The sequence below is a fragment of the Streptomyces sp. NPDC057307 genome, from assembly GCF_042667665.1.
Classification (GTDB): domain Bacteria; phylum Actinomycetota; class Actinomycetes; order Streptomycetales; family Streptomycetaceae; genus Streptomyces.
The window spans coordinates 1-17,364 of record NZ_JBHUZM010000101.1; the positions used below are offsets into that span (position 1 = coordinate 1).

The following is a 17,364-nucleotide window of genomic DNA, read 5'->3' on the forward strand; positions in this document are numbered from 1 at the left end:
GAAGCACCGTGAGGTGTGGAGTTGACCGGTACTAATAGGCCGAGGGCTTGTCCTCAGTTGCTCGCGTCCACTGTGTTAGTTCTGAGACAACGAACATCTGTGATTTCACCCGGTTGTTCATGTGTTTCAATGTGTTTCGGTGGTCATTGCGTTAGGGAAACGCCCGGTTACATTCCGAACCCGGAAGCTAAGCCTTTCAGCGCCGATGGTACTGCAGGGGGGACCCTGTGGGAGAGTAGGACGCCGCCGAACAATTTTTGGGGAATGCCCCGCACCTTCTGGTGCGGGGCATTTCTGCGTTCAAGGCCCTACCCCACGGCGTTCGCCGGCGGTTCGTCCGGGTAGGGTCAGGGGGCATCGTTGGTACATTCCGGCACAGGAGGCCCCCGGGTGGAGGTTCAGGAGACCCGCGTCCAGACGGATCGGGTGTTCACCATCCCCAACATCCTGAGCATGGCCCGGCTCCTGGGTGTGCCGCTCTTCCTGTGGCTCATCCTCCGTCCCGAGTTCGGCGGGCCGAACAGCGACGGCTGGGCATTGCTCGTCCTGATGCTCAGCGGGGTGACCGACTATCTCGACGGCTACCTCGCTCGCCGTTGGAACCAGATCAGCAACCTGGGGCGCCTCCTGGACCCCGCTGCTGACCGGCTCTACATCCTTTCCACTCTGGTGGGCCTGACCTGGCGCGAGATCCTGCCCCTGTGGCTCACCGCGGCGCTTCTGGCGCGTGAGCTGATGCTGCTGGTGATGGTGGGAATCCTCCGCAGGCACGGCTATCCGCCTCCCCAGGTGAACTTCCTGGGAAAGGCGGCTACCTTCAACTTGATGTACGCCTTCCCGTTGCTGCTACTCAGCGACGGGAACGGATGGCTTGCATCACTCGCCGAAGTTTTCGGATGGGCGTTCGCTGGATGGGGTACAACTCTCTACTGGTGGGCAGGGATCCTCTACGTGGTCCAGGTCCGCCGGCTCGTCAGAGCGGACAGAGTGGCCGATTGAGCTCGTCGATGTGGTGCCGTGCAGTGTCGCCGGCCCGCACCTGATGCCTGCCATGCGGCCTGTCCAGATGGGTGACGTCGGCGAGACCGTCTCTTCAAGGAGGACGCTTCCGACATGAAGGCCGTCGTGATGGCTGGCGGCGAAGGCACTCGTCTTCGTCCCATGACCTCAAGCATGCCCAAGCCGTTGCTGCCGGTGGCAAATCGGCCAATCATGGAGCATGTGCTGCGTTTGCTCAAGCGGCACGGGCTCAGTGAGACCGTCGTCACCGTTCAGTTCCTCGCCTCTCTCGTGAAGAACTATTTCGGTGACGGCGAAGAGCTTGGAATGGAGCTCACCTATGCCAATGAGGAGAAGCCGCTCGGCACTGCGGGGAGTGTGAAGAACGCCGAAGAGGCGCTCAAGGACGATGCTTTTCTCGTCATTTCCGGTGACGCTCTCACCGACTTCGACCTGACGGACCTCATCGCCTTCCACAAGGAGAAGGGCGCGCTGGTCACGGTGTGTCTGACCCGGGTGCCGAATCCTCTGGAGTTCGGCATCACGATCGTGGACGAAGAGGGAAAGGTGGAGCGCTTCCTGGAGAAGCCCACCTGGGGACAGGTGTTCTCGGACACGGTCAACACGGGTATCTATGTGATGGAGCCCGAAGTGTTCGACTATGTCGAGGCCGACACCTCGGTCGACTGGTCGGGCGATGTCTTCCCTCAGCTCATGAAGGAGGGCAAGCCGATCTACGGCTATATCGCCGAGGGCTACTGGGAAGACGTCGGGACGCACGAGAGCTATGTGAAGGCCCAGGCGGACGTCCTGGAGGGGAAGGTCGACGTCGATCTCGACGGCTTCGAGATCTCGCCCGGTGTATGGGTCGCCGAGGGCGCCGAGGTCCATCCCGACGCCGTGCTCCGCGGTCCGCTCTACATCGGTGACTACGCCAAGGTCGAGGCGGACGCCGAGATCCGCGAGCACACCGTCATCGGCTCCAACGTGGTCGTCAAGACCGGGGCCTTTCTCCATCGGGCTGTTGTGCACGACAACGTGTACATCGGGCAGCACAGCAATCTGCGTGGCTGTGTGATCGGCAAGAACACCGACATCATGCGCGCCGCCCGGATCGAGGACGGCGCGGTCATCGGTGACGAGTGCCTCGTCGGTGAGGAATCGATCATCCAGGGCAATGTCCGGGTGTATCCGTTCAAGACCATCGAGGCCGGCGCGTTCGTCAACACCTCGGTGATCTGGGAGTCCAGAGGACAGGCGCATCTCTTCGGAGCGCGCGGGGTCTCCGGGATTCTCAACGTCGAGATCACGCCCGAGCTGGCCGTGCGGCTGGCGGGGGCGTACGCGACGACGCTCAAGAAGGGCTCCACGGTCACCACGGCGCGTGACCACTCGCGTGGTGCGCGCGCTCTCAAGCGGGCGGTGATCTCCGCGCTGCAGGCCAGCGCGATCGACGTACGGGACCTGGAGAACGTCCCGCTGCCGGTCGCCCGGCAGCAGACGGGCCGGGGCAGTGCCGGCGGCATCATGATCCGGACGACCCCCGGTGTGCCGGACTCCGTCGACATCATGTTCTTCGACGAACGGGGCGCCGACCTCTCGCAGGCCGGGCAGCGGAAGCTGGACCGGGTGTACGCGAGGCAGGAGTACCGCAGGGCGTTCCCGGGTGAGATCGGGGACCTGCACTTCCCGGCGAGCGTCTTCGACTCGTACACCGGCTCACTGCTCCGGAACGTCGATACGACGGGGATCGCCGAGGCCGAGCTGAAGGTCGTGGTGGACGCGTCCAACGGCAGCGCCGGGCTTGTTCTGCCCAGCCTCCTCGGGCGGCTCGGGGTCGACGCGCTGACCATCAACCCCGGCCTCGACGAGGCGCGGCCCACCGAGACCGTCGAGTCACGCAGGTCCGGTCTGGTGAGGCTGGGCGAGATCGTGGCGTCGGCGCGGGCGTCGTTCGGGGTGCGGTTCGACCCCGTGGGCGAGCGGCTGTCGCTCGTCGACGAGCGCGGCCGGATCATCGAGGACGACCGGGCCCTGCTGGTGCTGCTCGACCTGGTCGCCGCCGAGCGGCGCAGCGGACGGGTGGCGCTGCCGGTCACGACCACCAGGATCGCCGAGCAGGTCGCCGCGTACCACGGCACCCAGGTGGAGTGGACGACGACGTCGCCCGACGATCTGACCCGGGTCGGCCGCGAGGATTCCACGATCTTCGGCGGTGACGGCCGGGGCGCGTTCATCGTGCCCGAGTTCAGCAGTCTGCTCGACGGCACGGCGGCCTTCGTACGGCTGCTGGGTCTGGTCGCCCGTACGCAGCTCACGCTCAGCCAGATCGACGCCCGCATTCCCCGCGCCCATGTGCTGCGCAGGGATCTGGCGACCCCCTGGGCGGTCAAGGGTCTGGTCATGCGGCGGGTCGTGGAGGCGGCCGGCGAGCGGGACGTCGACACCACCGACGGCGTTCGCGTCGTGGAGGCCGACGGGCGGTGGGTGATGGTGCTTCCGGCACCCGCCGAGGCCGTCACCCATCTGTGGGCCGAGGGACCGGACGACGCCTCCGCCCAGGCGCTGCTCGACGAGTGGTCGGCGGTCGTGGACAGCGCAGGTCAGTGACCTGATGACGGTGTGCCGGAGGCGGGTGGCCGACGCCCTCCGGCACACCGGTGGGGCCATTCGGCGGTAGCACCCGCGCCGTGCGACGATGTGCGGCATGCCGCAGCACCCCCCCGTTCGGAGCACTCCCTCACCACCCAGGCGTCCCGACGCGTCCATGTCGCTGCTGAACAACGTGATGGACCACAGCCTGGACGACGGTTACGCCGAGGCCGCGGCCCGCAGGGACGCCGAGGACGGCGGCATGCCCCGCACACTTCGCGCCAAGCTCGGCCTGGCCGCGGGGCTCGTACTGGCCGCGCTGGTCGTCACCGTGGGCGCGGCCGAGGCGCGGATCGACGCGCCGGTCGTCGCCAAGGAACGCGAAGAGCTGATCGACCGGATCGACGCCGAGACGTCCTCCGCGGACACCCTCGAACGCACGGTGGACAAGCTCCGTGACGAGGTGGGTGCCCAGCAGCGCGAGGCGCTGCGGGACCACGGCGGCGAACAGGGTGAACTCGTGGCCCTACTGTCGGGCTCCACGGAGGTCGAGGGTCCGGGCGTCAAACTCGTGGTCGACGACGCCAAGTCGGCCGACGAGAGCGCCGGCGGGCCGCGGGAGAGCGGCAACTTCTCGGATACGGGGCGGGTCAGGGACCGGGACATGCAGCAGATCGTCAACGGTCTGTGGGAGTCCGGGGCCGAGGCCGTGTCCATCAACGGCCAGCGTCTGACGGCCCTTTCGGCGATCAGGGCCGCCGGTGAGGCCATACTGGTCGACAACAAGCCGCTGGTGCCGCCGTACACGGTGCTGGCCGTGGGGGACGGGAAGAACCTGAGCACCGCATTCCAGGACAGTGCCGACGGCCAGTACCTGCACTCGCTGCAGGAGAACTTCGGCGTCCGCACGAGCATTTCCGATCAGGAGACGGTGCGCCTTCCGGCCGCGCCGAGCCTGATCGTACGTACAGCAGAGCCGAAGGCCGCCGACCCGGGGAAGGGCGACGGAGGGGCCACGGCAGACACAGGGAAGGGCACATCGTGATCGCGGTACTTGGCCTCGTCGTGGGAGTCGTGGTCGGACTGTTGGTTCGACCCGAAGTGCCGGCGGTGGTCGAGCCCTATCTGCCGATCGCCGTCGTCGCCGCTCTGGACGCGGTCTTCGGGGGGCTGCGGGCCATGCTCGACGGGATCTTCGTCGACAAGGTGTTCGTGGTGTCGTTCCTGTCGAACGTGGTGGTGGCGGCGCTCATCGTCTTCCTCGGTGACAAGCTCGGTGTCGGCGCGCAGTTGTCCACCGGTGTGGTCGTCGTCTTCGGTATCCGGATCTTCTCCAACGCCGCCGCGATCCGCCGGCACGTCTTCCGGGCGTGAGGCCGATGAACGGCGAAGAGAATCCACAGAGCCCGCAGAACCCACAGCCCGCGGGGGCCTCACCGCCCCCGCGGAGCCCCGAGCCACGGCAGATGACGGGGCGTCAGCGGCTCGCCGCCGGCCTCTGGCCGCCACGCGTCACGCGGGCCCAACTCATCGTCGCCGTCCTGCTGTTCGTGCTGGGGCTGGGTCTGGCCATCCAGGTCCGTTCGACCAACGACGACAGTGCCCTGCGCGGCGCGCGCCAGGAGGACCTCGTACGGATCCTGGACGAGCTCGACGGCCGTACCGAACGGCTGGAGGACGAGAAGCAGCGGCTGGACGACCAGCAGACGGAGCTGGAGAACAGCTCCGACCAGGCCGAGGAGGCGCGTAAGCAGACGCGGGAGAAGGAGCAGCAGCTCGGCATCCTGGCCGGTACGGTCGCCGCCCAGGGCCCCGGTATCACGATGACCGTCCAGGACCCCGGCGGCACCGTCGACTCCGACATGCTGCTGGACGCGATCCAGGAGCTGCGGGCGGCCGGCGCCGAGGCGATCCAGGTGAACGGGGTCCGGGTGGTCGCCGCGACATACCTTTCCGGCAGCGACGGCGACATCGAGGTGGACGGGAAGCGGATCGAGGCGCCGTACCTTTTCAAGGTGATCGGCAAACCGCAGGATCTGGAGCCCGCGCTCAACATTCCCGGAGGTGTGGTGCAGACGTTGGAGAAGGAGCAGGCCACGGCCACGGTGGCGGCTGATGAGGAGATCGTCGTCGACGCCTTGCGACCGGCGAAGCGGCCTGACTACGCTCGGTCGTCGTCGTAGTGGGGCGGGGGCGCATGCGGACCGGCGGACCAGGGCAGAAGGTTCCGGGGGGTCGGCGCACATTCCGCATGGTGCGTGGTGGAAACTGTCTGATGGTTACGGACGTTGTGAAGATGTCCGAGTCGGCAGGTGTGTTCATTCAGGGTTCGTCCTGCCCCACGGGCGGGTCTGTTCAGGTCAAGGGGAATCGCCCGTGAAGTTGTTTGGAAAGTTGTTCGGCAGGAGTGCACGCGAGGACGGCGGTAACGCCCGGCATCGCGCACCGCGCCACGGCCAGGAGGAGCAGAGCGGCGAGCGCCCGCTCTTCCGCGACGAGGTCGGCAGCCCCGGTGGGGACAATTCGGGCGGTCAGGGCGCGTCGTCTGTTGACCCCGCGAGTTCCGGCGGCATAGGTTTCGGTGGACCATCAACCTCACGTACGGGTGGAGGGTTTCCCCCCGGTCAGGAGGGTCCGTCCATGGCGGCCTTGCCGGTTTGTACGAGGTGCGGGCACCGCAACACCCAGGACAGTCGGTTCTGCTCCAACTGTGGTGCGCCGCTGAGGGCCGGAACGCCCGCGGAGCGTCCTTCGGAGACGACCTCGACCATCTCGATCTCAGGTCTTGAGGCGTACGAGGCGGAGGCGACCGGCCAGACGGCCGTTCCCTCGCTGTCGCCGGAGGCGCAGGCCGCGGTGGACGCGCTTCCGCTCGGCTCCGCGCTGCTGGTCGTACGTCGCGGACCGAACTCGGGCAGCCGCTTCCTGCTGGACGGCGACCTGACGACGGCGGGAAGGCACCCGCAGAGCGACATCTTCCTCGACGACGTCACGGTGTCCCGTCGGCACGTCGAGTTCCGCAGGAGCCCGGAAGGCCACTTCACGGTCTCCGATGTCGGCAGTCTCAACGGCACGTACGTCAACCGGGAGCGGATCGACGCCGTCGCGGTGTCGAACGGTGACGAGGTCCAGATCGGCAAGTACCGGCTGGTCTTCTACGCGAGCCAGCGGGGCGTGTGACCCTTCAGGGAAGGTCCATGCTGCGACCACCGACGGGCGGTGCCGGTCACGGCACCGCCCCCACGGGTGACCGTCTGGTCAGCATCGGCATGGTGCTGAACCAGCTCAGGGACGAGTTCCCCGAGGTCACCATCTCCAAGATCCGGTTCCTGGAGGCCGAAGGGCTTGTCGAGCCCCGGCGGACCCCCTCCGGGTACCGGAAGTTCAGCCCCGAGGACGTCGAGCGCCTCGCCCAGGTCCTGCGGATGCAGCGGGACCACTATCTGCCCCTCAAGGTCATCAGGGAGCATCTCGACGCCGTATCGCGCGGTGAACGGCTCCCGCTGCCCGCTCAGGTCTCCCAGGGCCCTCAGCGGGAACTCCTCGGCTCCACGTGGGACGCGGAGCCCGAGCTGCCCACCGCCCCGAGGATCGGCCGCGCGGAGCTGCTGGCGGCCACCGAGGCGGGCGAGAGCGAGCTGGACGAGTGGGAGTCGTACGGCCTCATCGCCCCGATGGCGGAGGGCGGCTACGACTCCGAGACCGTGACCGTGGCAAAACTTGTCGCGGAACTCGGAAGATTCGGCCTGGAACCTCGGCATCTGCGCGCCGTGAAAGCCGCCGCCGACCGCGAGGCCGGACTGGTCGAGCAGGTCGTCGCACCCCTGCGCCGGCACCGCAATCCGCAGACCAGGGCCCATGCCGAGGCCGCGACGAAGGAGCTGGCCGCGCTCTCGGTACGGCTCCACGCGGCACTGGTGCAGACGGCTCTCGGAGTCCGCCTGCCCTGATCTTGGGGGAGTCCGACTACCCAAACCGACCGGGCACGTCCTAGGGTTGCTGTGTGAACGAGCTCGACGTCGTGGGTGTCCGGGTGGAAATGCCCTCCAACCAACCGATCGTGCTCCTGCGTGAAGTGGGAGGCGACCGGTACCTTCCCATCTGGATCGGGCCTGGGGAAGCTACCGCTATTGCCTTCGCCCAACAGGGCATGGCACCGGCCCGACCACTGACCCATGACCTCTTCAAGGATGTTCTTGAGGCAGTGGGCCAGGAACTTACGCAGGTGCGCATCACCGACCTGCGCGAAGGAGTCTTCTACGCGGAGCTGGTCTTCGCGAGTGGTGTCGAGGTGAGTGCCAGGCCGTCCGACGCCATAGCGCTGGCACTGCGCACCGGCACGCCCATCTACGGCAGCGACGGGGTGCTGGACGATGCGGGTATCGCCATCCCCGACGAGCAGGAGGACGAGGTGGAGAAGTTCCGCGAATTCCTCGACCAGATCTCTCCGGAGGATTTCGGGACCAACAGCCAGTGAGCGCCGCACGGTCGATGACCGTCATACCGGACTCCGTCCGCGCATTCGAGCAGCCTTTCCCGGTGGCGAGACACGGGAAACCACTCTCAGGGTGATTATCACTCGGCGTGCCTAGCGTGGCGATCGTTGACGCACCCGGAGGGACTGCTTACCGTCGACGGGGCAGGTCAAGGACGGAGGTCGGTGTGAGAAGCAGCGGCGACGGTACGGCGAACGGCCCGTACCCGCTTCACGGCAGTACGTCCGACCCCACGACCGACACGGTCGGCTACCGGGGGCCGACCGCGTGCGCGGCGGCGGGCATCACGTACCGCCAGTTGGACTACTGGGCGCGCACCGAGCTGGTGGAGCCGAGTGTGCGTCCCGCGAAGGGATCCGGCACGCAGCGGCTCTACAGCTTCCGCGACGTCGTCTTCCTCAAGATCGTGAAGCGCTTCCTGGACACCGGTGTCGCTCTCCAGAACATCCGGACGGCGGTTCAGCATCTGCGCGACCGCGGGGCCGGGGACCTGGAGCGCATGACGCTCATGAGCGACGGCGCGACGGTGTACGAGTGCTCGTCCCCCGACGAGGTCGTGGACCTTCTGCAGGGCGGTCAGGGCATCTTCGGGATCGCCGTCGGTGTGGTGTGGCGGGACGTCGAGGCGGCGCTCTCCCAGCTGCACGGGGAGCGCGTCGACACCGGTGAGACCCTGATCGGTCACAACCCCGCCGACGAACTCGCCCGTCGCCGCCGTGACCGGGCCGTCTGAGCGGCCGGTCCGGGCTCGGGTTCCGCTTCTGGCTCTGGTTCGGGGCGATTGTCAGTGCCGTAGGGGAGCATCGGTGGGGTGAGACCCGCGCCGACCATCCTGCATCTGGACATGGATGCCTTCTTCGCCGCCGCCGAGCAGGCGGCGAAGCCGAGCCTGCGTGGAAAGCCGGTCGTCGTCGGGGGTCTCGGTCCGCGCGGGGTCGTCTCGACGGCGTCGTACGAGGCGCGGCGGTTCGGGATCCACTCGGCCATGCCGATGGCGCAGGCGCGCCGGCTCGCGCCGAACGCGGCGTATCTGGTGCCGCGCTTCGCGCTCTACCGCACGGTCAGCGAGCAGGTGATGGAGCTGCTGGGCCGACTGTCACCGCTGGTGGAGCCGCTGAGTCTGGACGAGGCGTTCGTCGATCTGGAGGCCGGTGGGTCCGCTTTCGACTCGGCGTCCGCGCGTGCGACGGGTGAGCGGCTGCGGCGGGACATCAGGGCGGTGACCGGTCTGACCGGCTCGGTGGGGCTCGCCGGGTCCAAGATGCTCGCGAAGATCGCCTCCGAGCAGGCGAAACCCGACGGTCTGGTGCTCATGGAGCCGGGCACCGAGCGGGAGCTGCTGGGGCCGATGAGCGTACGGACGCTGCCCGGGGTCGGGCCAGCCACCGGTGAGCATCTGCGCCGGGCCGGGATGACCACCGTCGCCGATCTGACGGAGGCCGGGGAGGACGAGCTGGTGCGGCTCGTGGGGAAGGCGCACGGCACCTCGCTGTACCGGATGGCGTCGGGGCACGACGACCGGCCGGTGGTGGCCGAGCGCGAGACCAAGTCCGTCTCCGTCGAGGACACCTTCGACGTCGATCTGCACGACCGTGTGCGGGTCAGGACGGAGGTGGACCGGCTGGCGGAGCGCTGTGTGCGACGGCTCCGGGAGTCGGGGCACTCCGGCCGGACCATCGTCCTCAAGGTGCGGCGGTACGACTTCTCGACGCTCACCCGCTCCGAGACGCTGCGCGGGCCCACGGACGACCCGGGCGTCGTGCGGGAAGCCGCGGGGAGGCTGCTGGAGTCCCTGGACACCACCGGCGGGGTGCGGCTGCTGGGGGTAGGGGTGACGGGGCTGACCGACTACACGCAGGAGGACCTGTTCGCGCAGGCGCAGGCGGCGGCGGACGCGGAGACCGCGGTCGCGGTGGTGGCCGATGAGCCGGACGTCGCGACGGCGCCGGACGAGCCTGCGGAGGAACCCGTGCCGGTGCCGGAGCCCGGGGCCGACGCGGTCGCCGAGCGGCACTGGCCGGCGGGGCACGACGTGCGCCATGCCGAGTTCGGCGCGGGGTGGGTGCAGGGCAGTGGCGTGGGGCGGGTCACCGTACGGTTCGAGGAGCCCACGCAGGCCGTTCCGGGCCGGGTGCGCACCTTCCGTACGGACGATCCCGACCTGGAGCTGTCGGAACCGCTGCCCTTGGTGGCGACACCACCGGATCGGGCGCCCCGGCAGCGGGACTGACCGGCCGGGCCGCGTCTGACGAACGGCGCCGTGCTACTCCGTGGAGTCGTCCCGGCCCGCCACCTGGCCGAAGTCGCGGTCCGCCGGGCGGGGCGGGCGTTCCGGGGCCGCGGGCTCCGGCAGGGCCAGTTGGTAGTGGTGGTAGAGCTGGACCTCCTGGTCGGGGGAGAGATGGCGGCCGACACCGAAGTCGGGCGCGTCCTTGATCAGGCCGCGCTCGTACGGGACGTGCAGGGACTCGTTGCGGTAGGTGCTGGGGGCCAGGGGTACGAACGCGTCCCGGCTGAACAGCCCGGTCCGTACCGCCGCCCACTCCGGCACGCCCGTGGCGTCGTCCAGATACACCTCGTCGACAGTGCCGATCTTGTGCCCGTCGCGGTCGTACGCCTTGCGGCCGATCAGGCTGCGCGGATCGATGTCGGTCTGCACGGTCCCTCCAACTGGTCGCACATGCTCCCTCACCCTACGAAAGGGCACATCGGGGCTGTCGGCCACTCGAAGTCCGCTCGAAGTCCGCGCGGAGAGCTCGCTGGTACGCTGGTCAGTGGCTGTCGACCCCGTGCGGGAGAGCCATCCGGTGAGACTGCCGGAGGCGCCGAAGGAGCAAATCCTCCCCGGAAACTCTCAGGCCCCCGTACCGCATGGACGAGGTCACTCTGGAAAGCAGAGCAGGTGTCGGACGGCATCCGCTCTCACCGACGGTGAAAGCCGGCCCGCCTCGCGGCGGACCGGTGAAACTCTCAGGTTGATGTGACAGAGGGGGAGGCCGTCCGGGCACCCGTGTATCGGTGCCCCTCGCAGGTCGCGCCAGACCAGGAGGCCTCCCGAATGACAGCCCACCGCACACCGCTCTCGCAGCTTGAACGAGGAACCCCCTTCGAGCGGCGCCACGTCGGCCCCGACGCCGCCGCGCAGGCGAAGATGCTCGCGCAGGTCGGCTACGGCTCGCTCGACGAGCTGACCGCCGCCGCGGTGCCCGACGTGATCAAGAGCGCCGAGGCCCTGCGGCTGCCCGACGCCCGCACCGAGGCCGAGGTGCTGGCCGAGCTGCGCAGCCTCGCGGACCGCAACCAGGTCCTCGCCCCGATGATCGGCCTCGGCTACTACGGCACCTTCACCCCGCCGGTGATCCTGCGCAACGTGATGGAGAACCCGGCCTGGTACACCGCGTACACGCCGTACCAGCCCGAGATCTCCCAGGGGCGCCTGGAGGCACTGCTCAACTTCCAGACCGTGGTCGCCGATCTCACCGGTCTGCCGACGTCGGGCGCCTCCCTGCTGGACGAGGGCACGGCCGCCGCCGAGGCCATGGCGCTCGCCCGCCGGGTCGGCAAGGTGAAGGGCGGCGTCTTCCTGGTCGACGCCGACGCGCTGCCGCAGACCGTCGCCGTCATCCGCACCCGGGCCGAACCGGCCGGCGTCGACGTCGTCGTCGCCGACCTGGCCGACGGGATCCCGGCCGAGGCCGCCGAGCACGGCGTCTTCGGCGTACTGCTGCAGTACCCGGGCGCCTCCGGAGCCGTACGGGACATCAAGCCCGTCATCGAGCAGGCGCACGGACTCGGCGCGATCGTCACCGTCGCCGCCGACCTGCTGGCCCTCACCCTGCTCACCTCGCCCGGTGAGCTGGGCGCGGACATCGCCGTCGGCACCACCCAGCGGTTCGGCGTCCCCATGGGCTTCGGCGGACCGCACGCCGGATTCATGGCCGTACGCGAGAAGTTCGCCCGCAGCCTGCCCGGACGGCTCGTCGGCGTCTCCGTGGACGCGGACGGCAACAAGGCGTACCGGCTGGCGCTGCAGACCCGTGAGCAGCACATCCGCCGCGAGAAGGCCACCAGCAACATCTGTACCGCTCAGGTGCTGCTCGCCGTGATGGCCGGAATGTACGCGGTCTACCACGGCCCCGACGGACTGCGCGCGATCGCCGAGCGCACCCACCGCTACGCGACCGTCCTCGCCGACGGCTTGCGCGCCGGCGGCGTCGAGATCGTGCACGGTGCCTACTTCGACACGCTGACCGTACGGGTCCCGGGCCGCGCCGCCCAGGTCGTGGCCGCCGCCCGCGAGGGCGGGGTCAACCTCCGCCTCGTCGACGCCGACCTTGTCTCGCTCGCCTGCGACGAGACCACCGGGCGGGCCCAACTCGCCGCCGTATGGACCGCCTTCGGCGTCAAGGGCGACATCGAGGCCCTGGACGCCGCGTCCGCCGACGCGCTGCCGGACGCCCTGCTGCGCACCGACACCTACCTCGCGCACCCGGTCTTCCACCAGTACCGCTCCGAGACCGCGATGCTGCGCTATCTGCGCAGGCTCGCCGACCGCGACTACGCGCTGGACCGCGGCATGATCCCCCTCGGCTCCTGCACCATGAAGCTCAACGCCACCACCGAGATGGAGCCGGTGACCTGGCCGGAGTTCGCCGCGCTGCACCCCTTCGCGCCGGCCGACCAGGCGCAGGGGTATCTCACGCTGATCCGTGAGCTGGAGGAGCGCCTGGCGGAGGTCACCGGCTACGACGCGGTGTCCCTCCAGCCCAACGCGGGCTCCCAGGGCGAACTCGCCGGGCTGCTGGCCGTACGGGCGTACCACCGCGCCAACGGCGACACCGGCCGCACCGTCTGCCTCATCCCGTCGTCCGCGCACGGCACGAACGCCGCCAGCGCGGTCATGGCCGGCATGAAGGTCGTCGTCGTGAAGACCCGCGAGGACGGCGACGTCGACGTCGAGGACCTGCACGCCAAGATCGAGCGGCACGGCGACGAACTGGCCGTCCTGATGGTCACCTACCCGTCCACGCACGGCGTGTTCGAGGAACACATCACCGACATCTGCGCGGCCGTGCACGACGCCGGCGGTCAGGTGTACGTCGACGGCGCGAACCTCAACGCGCTGGTGGGGCTGGCGAAGCCGGGCCGGTTCGGCTCGGACGTGTCGCACCTGAACCTGCACAAGACCTTCTGCATCCCGCACGGCGGCGGCGGTCCCGGTGTCGGCCCGGTCGGCGTACGCGCCCACCTCGCCCCGTACCTGCCCAACCACCCGCTCCAGCCCGCCGCCGGCCCCGAGACGGGCGTCGGACCGATCTCGGCGGCCCCCTGGGGCTCGGCGGGGATCCTGCCGATCTCCTGGGCCTACGTCCGGCTGATGGGCGGCGAGGGGCTGAAGCGCGCCACGCAGGTCGCCGTCCTGGCCGCCAACTACATCGCCAAGCGTCTGGAGCCGCACTTCCCGGTCCTGTACGCGGGCCCGCACGGGCTCGTCGCGCACGAGTGCATCGTGGATCTGCGCCCGCTGTCGAAGGAGACCGGTGTCAGCGTCGACGACATCGCCAAGCGTCTCATCGACTACGGGTTCCACGCGCCGACGATGTCGTTCCCGGTGGCCGGCACGCTGATGATCGAGCCCACCGAGAGCGAGGACCTCACCGAACTCGACCGGTTCTGCGAGACGATGATCGCGATCCGCGCCGAGATCGAGAAGGTCGCGTCGGGCCACTGGCCGGCGGACGACAACCCGCTGCGCAACGCTCCGCACACGGCGGCCGCGCTGGGCGGGGAGTGGGAGCACGCGTACAGCCGTCAGGAGGCGGTCTTCCCGGCCGGGGTCTCGGCGGCCGACAAGTACTGGCCGCCGGTCCGCCGGATCGACGGGGCGTTCGGTGACCGCAATCTCGTCTGTTCGTGCCCGCCGCTGGACGAGTACGACAACTGACGCTGACGGACGGCGTACGGCTGCGGGGCCGGTGCGGAGTGAATTCTCCGGGCCGGCCCCTTCGTACGGACGGCGTCAGGCCGCCGTCATCACCTGCTCGCTCCCGGACGGCCGGTGCGGAGCGATGATCTGCCCGTCGGGCAGCAGCTCACCGGTGTCCTCGAAGAGCAGGACGCCGTTGCACAGCAGGCTCCAGCCCTGTTCCGGGTGGTGAGCCGCGAGCCGGGCGGCTTCCCGGTCGGCTGAGTCGGCTGTCGGGCAGGCTGGCTGGTGCTGGCACATGGGTAGGTTCTCTCGCTGCGTCGTGGTGAGTGTCCTGCGGCTCGATGTGTTCATGGCCGCCCCCCGGTTTCTATTGGTCCGTACCCCAGTGTTGCCCCACGGGCGTCGATCCGCAGGGATTTCGCGGCAGCGCTTGTCTCTGCTTAAGGACGTGTCACCCGCCCGGACGGTTCAGCCCAACTTGGCTGTCCCTTTGGGTGGTTCGGGGTGGCCCGTCCGGACTAGTCGACTGGTCCGGATGACCAGCACAGAGCCCCGTGACCGGTGAGGGGTCACGGGGCAGTCTATGGCGCGTGGGGCGGTCGGGATGCGGTCCGGACGCCGGCGGTCCGAGGACGGGCCGCCGGGCGGTGCTCAGGCGGTGGTGCTCAGCAGCGGTGCGGACGTGGCGGTGGGGGGCGCCGAGAGCCCCGAGGTCAGGCGCAGGCCCATCATCGGAAGCAGGTCGGCGACCCGGTGCGGCCGGTGGGCCACGATGCCCGGAGGGGCGGGAGCGAGCGGGATCAGGAGGTCGGCCGGGGCGGGAGCGCCGACCGAGGCGTCCGCCTCGGTGTCCTGATGCAGCCAGAGCGTGAGCATGTACAGGCCCGGCACCGAGAGCAGCCGTGGCTGGTACGGCGACTTCAGCGTCTCGGCCTGGCGCACCGCGCGTTCCGTGGCGGAGATGTAGGGGCCCTCGAAGAAGCGCGAGAACGCCCAGCCGTCGGGGGTGAGCATGGTGTCGGCCGCCGCGACGGCGCGTTCGCCGCTGCGGATCAGGAAGCGCCAGCCGGCCAGCCGGGTCTGTGGCGCGTCGCTGCTCGGGGCGATCTGTTCCAGTACGTGTACCGGAAGGGGCAGTTCGGGGCTCAGCGGTCCCTGGACGGACCGGAGAGCGGGTGTACGGGCCTCGCGCACGGCGGTGGGAGAACCGAGTGCCGCGAGGACGCTGCGCAGGGCGGGCGCTGGAGCCAGGGGGACATGCAGCGGCATGGTGGGTTGCCTCTCGCTCAGTAGGCACAGTGAAGCGTCGGTGGTGCGGAGTTCGGGTGCGGACGGCACTGTCGGCGCACGTGGTCATACGTGGTCAGAGGAGGGCCCAGGCCATGGCCGGGCTCCGACTCTCTGCCTCGCTCGCACAGAGTTTATACGATACGTGTTCACAGAATGTTTCTTCTAGCTGTCGCCCGTATTGCGTACAAGGGGGTATCCGGTCCATCTCGTACGGAATCGGCGTCGAAGAACGGTGAGATGAACGGCGAACGCAGCCTTGTGGCCTGGGGTGATTCGGCTGGAGCGGTAGGCCGAAACTCGTCGGCGTTTTTCGCGACCGGGCGGACAGTGAAATTGCTCACTGCCTCATGCCGAAGGAATGTGCCGCTAGGTCGTTCTGTCCACTCTACCGGGCGCGGCGCGCAAACGGGGCGTTATGGATCACTCAGTCTGGGCACTATCGATCGTGAAGCGATGCCCGGTGCCGCCGGGAGGGCGAGGCGAAGGAGGGATCCTCCGATGGGGGAGAAGGTCGAATCGGGCGGTAACGGTGTGTCCGATCGGCAGAAATACCGCAGGAAGCTCCAGCAGTGCCTCGCGGTGCTGGGGCGGCTCCTGGGGGAGAAGCGGTTCGACCGGCCCCGGAATCTGATGGGTCTGGAGATCGAGCTGAATCTCGCCGGCTCCGACGGGATGCCCCGCATGATGAATGCGGAAGTTCTTGAACGGATCGCGAGTCGTGATTTCCAGACAGAACTCGGTATGTTCAATCTGGAAGTAAATATCGCCCCCCATCGACTTGGCGGACGCGTTCTCGACCAGCTCGCCGAGGAACTGCGAACGGGTCTCGGATATGCCCATCGCAAAGCGAATGAGGTCGACGCGGGGATCGTGATGATCGGTATTCTGCCGACTCTCTCGCTCGACGACGTCGTCTCGACGAACCTCTCGGACGCGGACCGCTACACACTTCTCAACGACGAGATGGTGGCCGCGCGGGGCGAGGATTTCGCCCTCGACATCGAGGGGGTCGAGCGGCTCACCTGCAGTTCACCGTCGATCGCGCCCGAAGCCGCCTGTACGTCCGTGCAATTGCATCTCCAGGTCACGCCCGACCGCTTCGCCGACGTGTGGAACGCGGCGCAGTGCGTCGCCGCCGTACAGATCGCCGTCGGCGCCAACGCTCCTTTCCTCTTCGGGAAGGAGCTGTGGCGCGAGTCCCGGCCGCCGCTCTTCCTCCAGGCGACCGACACCCGGCCGCCGGAGCTCCAGGCGCAGGGAGTACGGCCCCGGACCTGGTTCGGGGAGCGCTGGATCGAGTCCGCGTATGACCTGTTCGAGGAGAATCTGCGCTATTTCCCGCCGCTGCTGCCGATGACGGACGACGAGGATCCGCTCCAGGTCCTGGAGGAGGGCGGTACGCCGCGCCTCGCGGAGCTGGTGCTCCACAACGGCACCGTCTACCGGTGGAACAGGCCCGTGTACGACGTCGCCGACGGACAGCCCCATCTGCGGGTCGAGAACCGTGTGCTGCCCGCCGGGCCGACCGTCACCGACGTCGTCGCCAACGCCGCCTTCTACTACGGTCTCGTGCGCGCGCTCGCCGAGGAGGCCAGGCCCGTCTGGACCCGGCTGCCGTTCGCCACCGCCGAGCGGAACTTCGAGACCGCGTGCCGCGACGGCATCGAGGCACGGCTCCGCTGGCCGCGCAACGGCCGGGCGGGCAACGGCGTCGCCGAGGTGTCGGCGGTTCAGCTCGTCCGCGACGAACTGCTACCGCTCGCCGCGGCCGGGCTCGACGCGTGGAACGTCGAGCCGGCCGACCGCGACTTCTACCTCGGGGTGATCGAGGGGCGCTGCGAGCGCCGGGTGAACGGGGCCTCGTGGCAGGTCGACACCTTCCACCGGGCCCAGGAGGCGGGGCTCCGCCGCGAGGCGGCGCTCGCCGCCACGACCCGCCGCTACGCCGAGCTGATGCACCAGGGGGAGCCGGTGCACACCTGGCCGGTCGGCTTCCCGGCGCCGTCGCGGATGCCGGACCTGACCGTCTGAACAACCGGCGCGGGGGGTGCCGGCGGG

At 69.0% G+C, this 17,364-nt stretch carries 15 protein-coding genes, 1 rRNA gene and 1 riboswitch; of the genes, 13 read left to right on the forward strand and 3 right to left on the reverse strand.

Going from position 1 to position 17,364, the window contains the following annotated elements; translation table 11 throughout:
- Positions 1–135: 135 nt before the first annotated feature.
- The 11 genes from rrf (at position 136) to ACFUN8_RS27305 (ending at position 10,317) form a co-directional block, all read left to right on the forward strand.
- Positions 136–252: ribosomal RNA gene (gene rrf, locus ACFUN8_RS27255) — 5S ribosomal RNA — on the forward strand.
- A gap of 138 nt (positions 253–390) precedes the next feature.
- Positions 391–999 (forward strand): CDP-diacylglycerol--glycerol-3-phosphate 3-phosphatidyltransferase, encoded by a 609-nt coding sequence (gene pgsA / locus ACFUN8_RS27260; RefSeq protein WP_023543059.1) that lies wholly within the window; start codon positions 391–393, stop codon positions 997–999.
- A 114-nt stretch (positions 1,000–1,113) separates the two neighbouring features.
- The gene (locus ACFUN8_RS27265) at positions 1,114–3,609 is read left to right on the forward strand and encodes a sugar phosphate nucleotidyltransferase (protein ID WP_382567611.1); all 2,496 of its coding nucleotides are present in this window, start codon (positions 1,114–1,116) and stop codon (positions 3,607–3,609) included.
- 97 nt (positions 3,610–3,706) lie between these two features.
- Complete coding sequence (locus tag ACFUN8_RS27270) at positions 3,707–4,636, forward strand: DUF881 domain-containing protein (protein WP_383642846.1); 930 nt, start codon at positions 3,707–3,709, stop codon at positions 4,634–4,636.
- Positions 4,633–4,965, forward strand: a complete 333-nt coding sequence (locus ACFUN8_RS27275; protein ID WP_023543062.1) for a small basic family protein — start codon at positions 4,633–4,635, stop codon at positions 4,963–4,965. Before ACFUN8_RS27270 ends, ACFUN8_RS27275 begins: the two co-directional genes overlap by 4 nt.
- A 5-nt stretch (positions 4,966–4,970) precedes the next feature.
- Complete coding sequence (locus ACFUN8_RS27280; protein WP_383642849.1) at positions 4,971–5,774, forward strand: DUF881 domain-containing protein; 804 nt, start codon at positions 4,971–4,973, stop codon at positions 5,772–5,774.
- A gap of 85 nt (positions 5,775–5,859) precedes the next feature.
- The gene (locus tag ACFUN8_RS27285) at positions 5,860–6,771 is read left to right on the forward strand and encodes an FHA domain-containing protein (RefSeq protein ID WP_383642901.1); all 912 of its coding nucleotides are present in this window, start codon (positions 5,860–5,862) and stop codon (positions 6,769–6,771) included.
- A gap of 17 nt (positions 6,772–6,788) precedes the next feature.
- Positions 6,789–7,541 (forward strand): MerR family transcriptional regulator, encoded by a 753-nt coding sequence (locus tag ACFUN8_RS27290; protein ID WP_383642852.1) that lies wholly within the window; start codon positions 6,789–6,791, stop codon positions 7,539–7,541.
- 53 nt (positions 7,542–7,594) lie between these two features.
- Entirely contained in the window at positions 7,595–8,068 is a 474-nt protein-coding gene (locus tag ACFUN8_RS27295; protein WP_031232239.1) for a bifunctional nuclease family protein, read from the forward strand.
- Between the two features lie 185 nt (positions 8,069–8,253).
- Entirely contained in the window at positions 8,254–8,820 is a 567-nt protein-coding gene (locus ACFUN8_RS27300) for a MerR family transcriptional regulator (RefSeq protein ID WP_383642855.1), read from the forward strand.
- 78 nt (positions 8,821–8,898) lie between these two features.
- Positions 8,899–10,317, forward strand: coding sequence for a DNA polymerase IV (locus ACFUN8_RS27305; RefSeq protein WP_383642858.1), 1,419 nt, complete (start codon positions 8,899–8,901; stop codon positions 10,315–10,317).
- A gap of 33 nt (positions 10,318–10,350) precedes the next feature.
- On the opposite strand, the gene ACFUN8_RS27310 is transcribed toward ACFUN8_RS27305, so the two are convergent.
- On the reverse strand, positions 10,351–10,746 hold the full coding sequence (locus tag ACFUN8_RS27310; RefSeq protein WP_383642861.1) for a PRC-barrel domain-containing protein: 396 nt from the start codon (positions 10,744–10,746) through the stop codon (positions 10,351–10,353).
- Positions 10,747–10,869: 123 nt separating this feature from the next.
- Positions 10,870–10,967, forward strand: a riboswitch (glycine riboswitch).
- 178 nt (positions 10,968–11,145) lie between these two features.
- Between ACFUN8_RS27310 and gcvP the strand changes: the two genes are divergently transcribed.
- Complete coding sequence (gene gcvP / locus ACFUN8_RS27315; protein WP_383642864.1) at positions 11,146–14,031, forward strand: aminomethyl-transferring glycine dehydrogenase; 2,886 nt, start codon at positions 11,146–11,148, stop codon at positions 14,029–14,031.
- A gap of 75 nt (positions 14,032–14,106) precedes the next feature.
- Here gcvP and ACFUN8_RS27320 read toward each other — a convergent pair whose 3' ends face one another.
- Both ACFUN8_RS27320 and ACFUN8_RS27325 read right to left on the reverse strand, forming a co-directional pair.
- Positions 14,107–14,313: a DUF5999 family protein gene (locus tag ACFUN8_RS27320; RefSeq protein WP_354607026.1), complete on the reverse strand. Its 207-nt coding sequence runs from the start codon at positions 14,311–14,313 to the stop codon at positions 14,107–14,109.
- Between the two features lie 354 nt (positions 14,314–14,667).
- The gene (locus ACFUN8_RS27325) at positions 14,668–15,285 is read right to left on the reverse strand and encodes a hypothetical protein (protein WP_382567626.1); all 618 of its coding nucleotides are present in this window, start codon (positions 15,283–15,285) and stop codon (positions 14,668–14,670) included.
- A 519-nt stretch (positions 15,286–15,804) separates the two neighbouring features.
- Here ACFUN8_RS27325 and ACFUN8_RS27330 point away from each other — a divergent pair.
- Entirely contained in the window at positions 15,805–17,337 is a 1,533-nt protein-coding gene (locus tag ACFUN8_RS27330) for a glutamate--cysteine ligase (RefSeq protein WP_383642868.1), read from the forward strand.
- Positions 17,338–17,364: the final 27 nt, after the last annotated feature.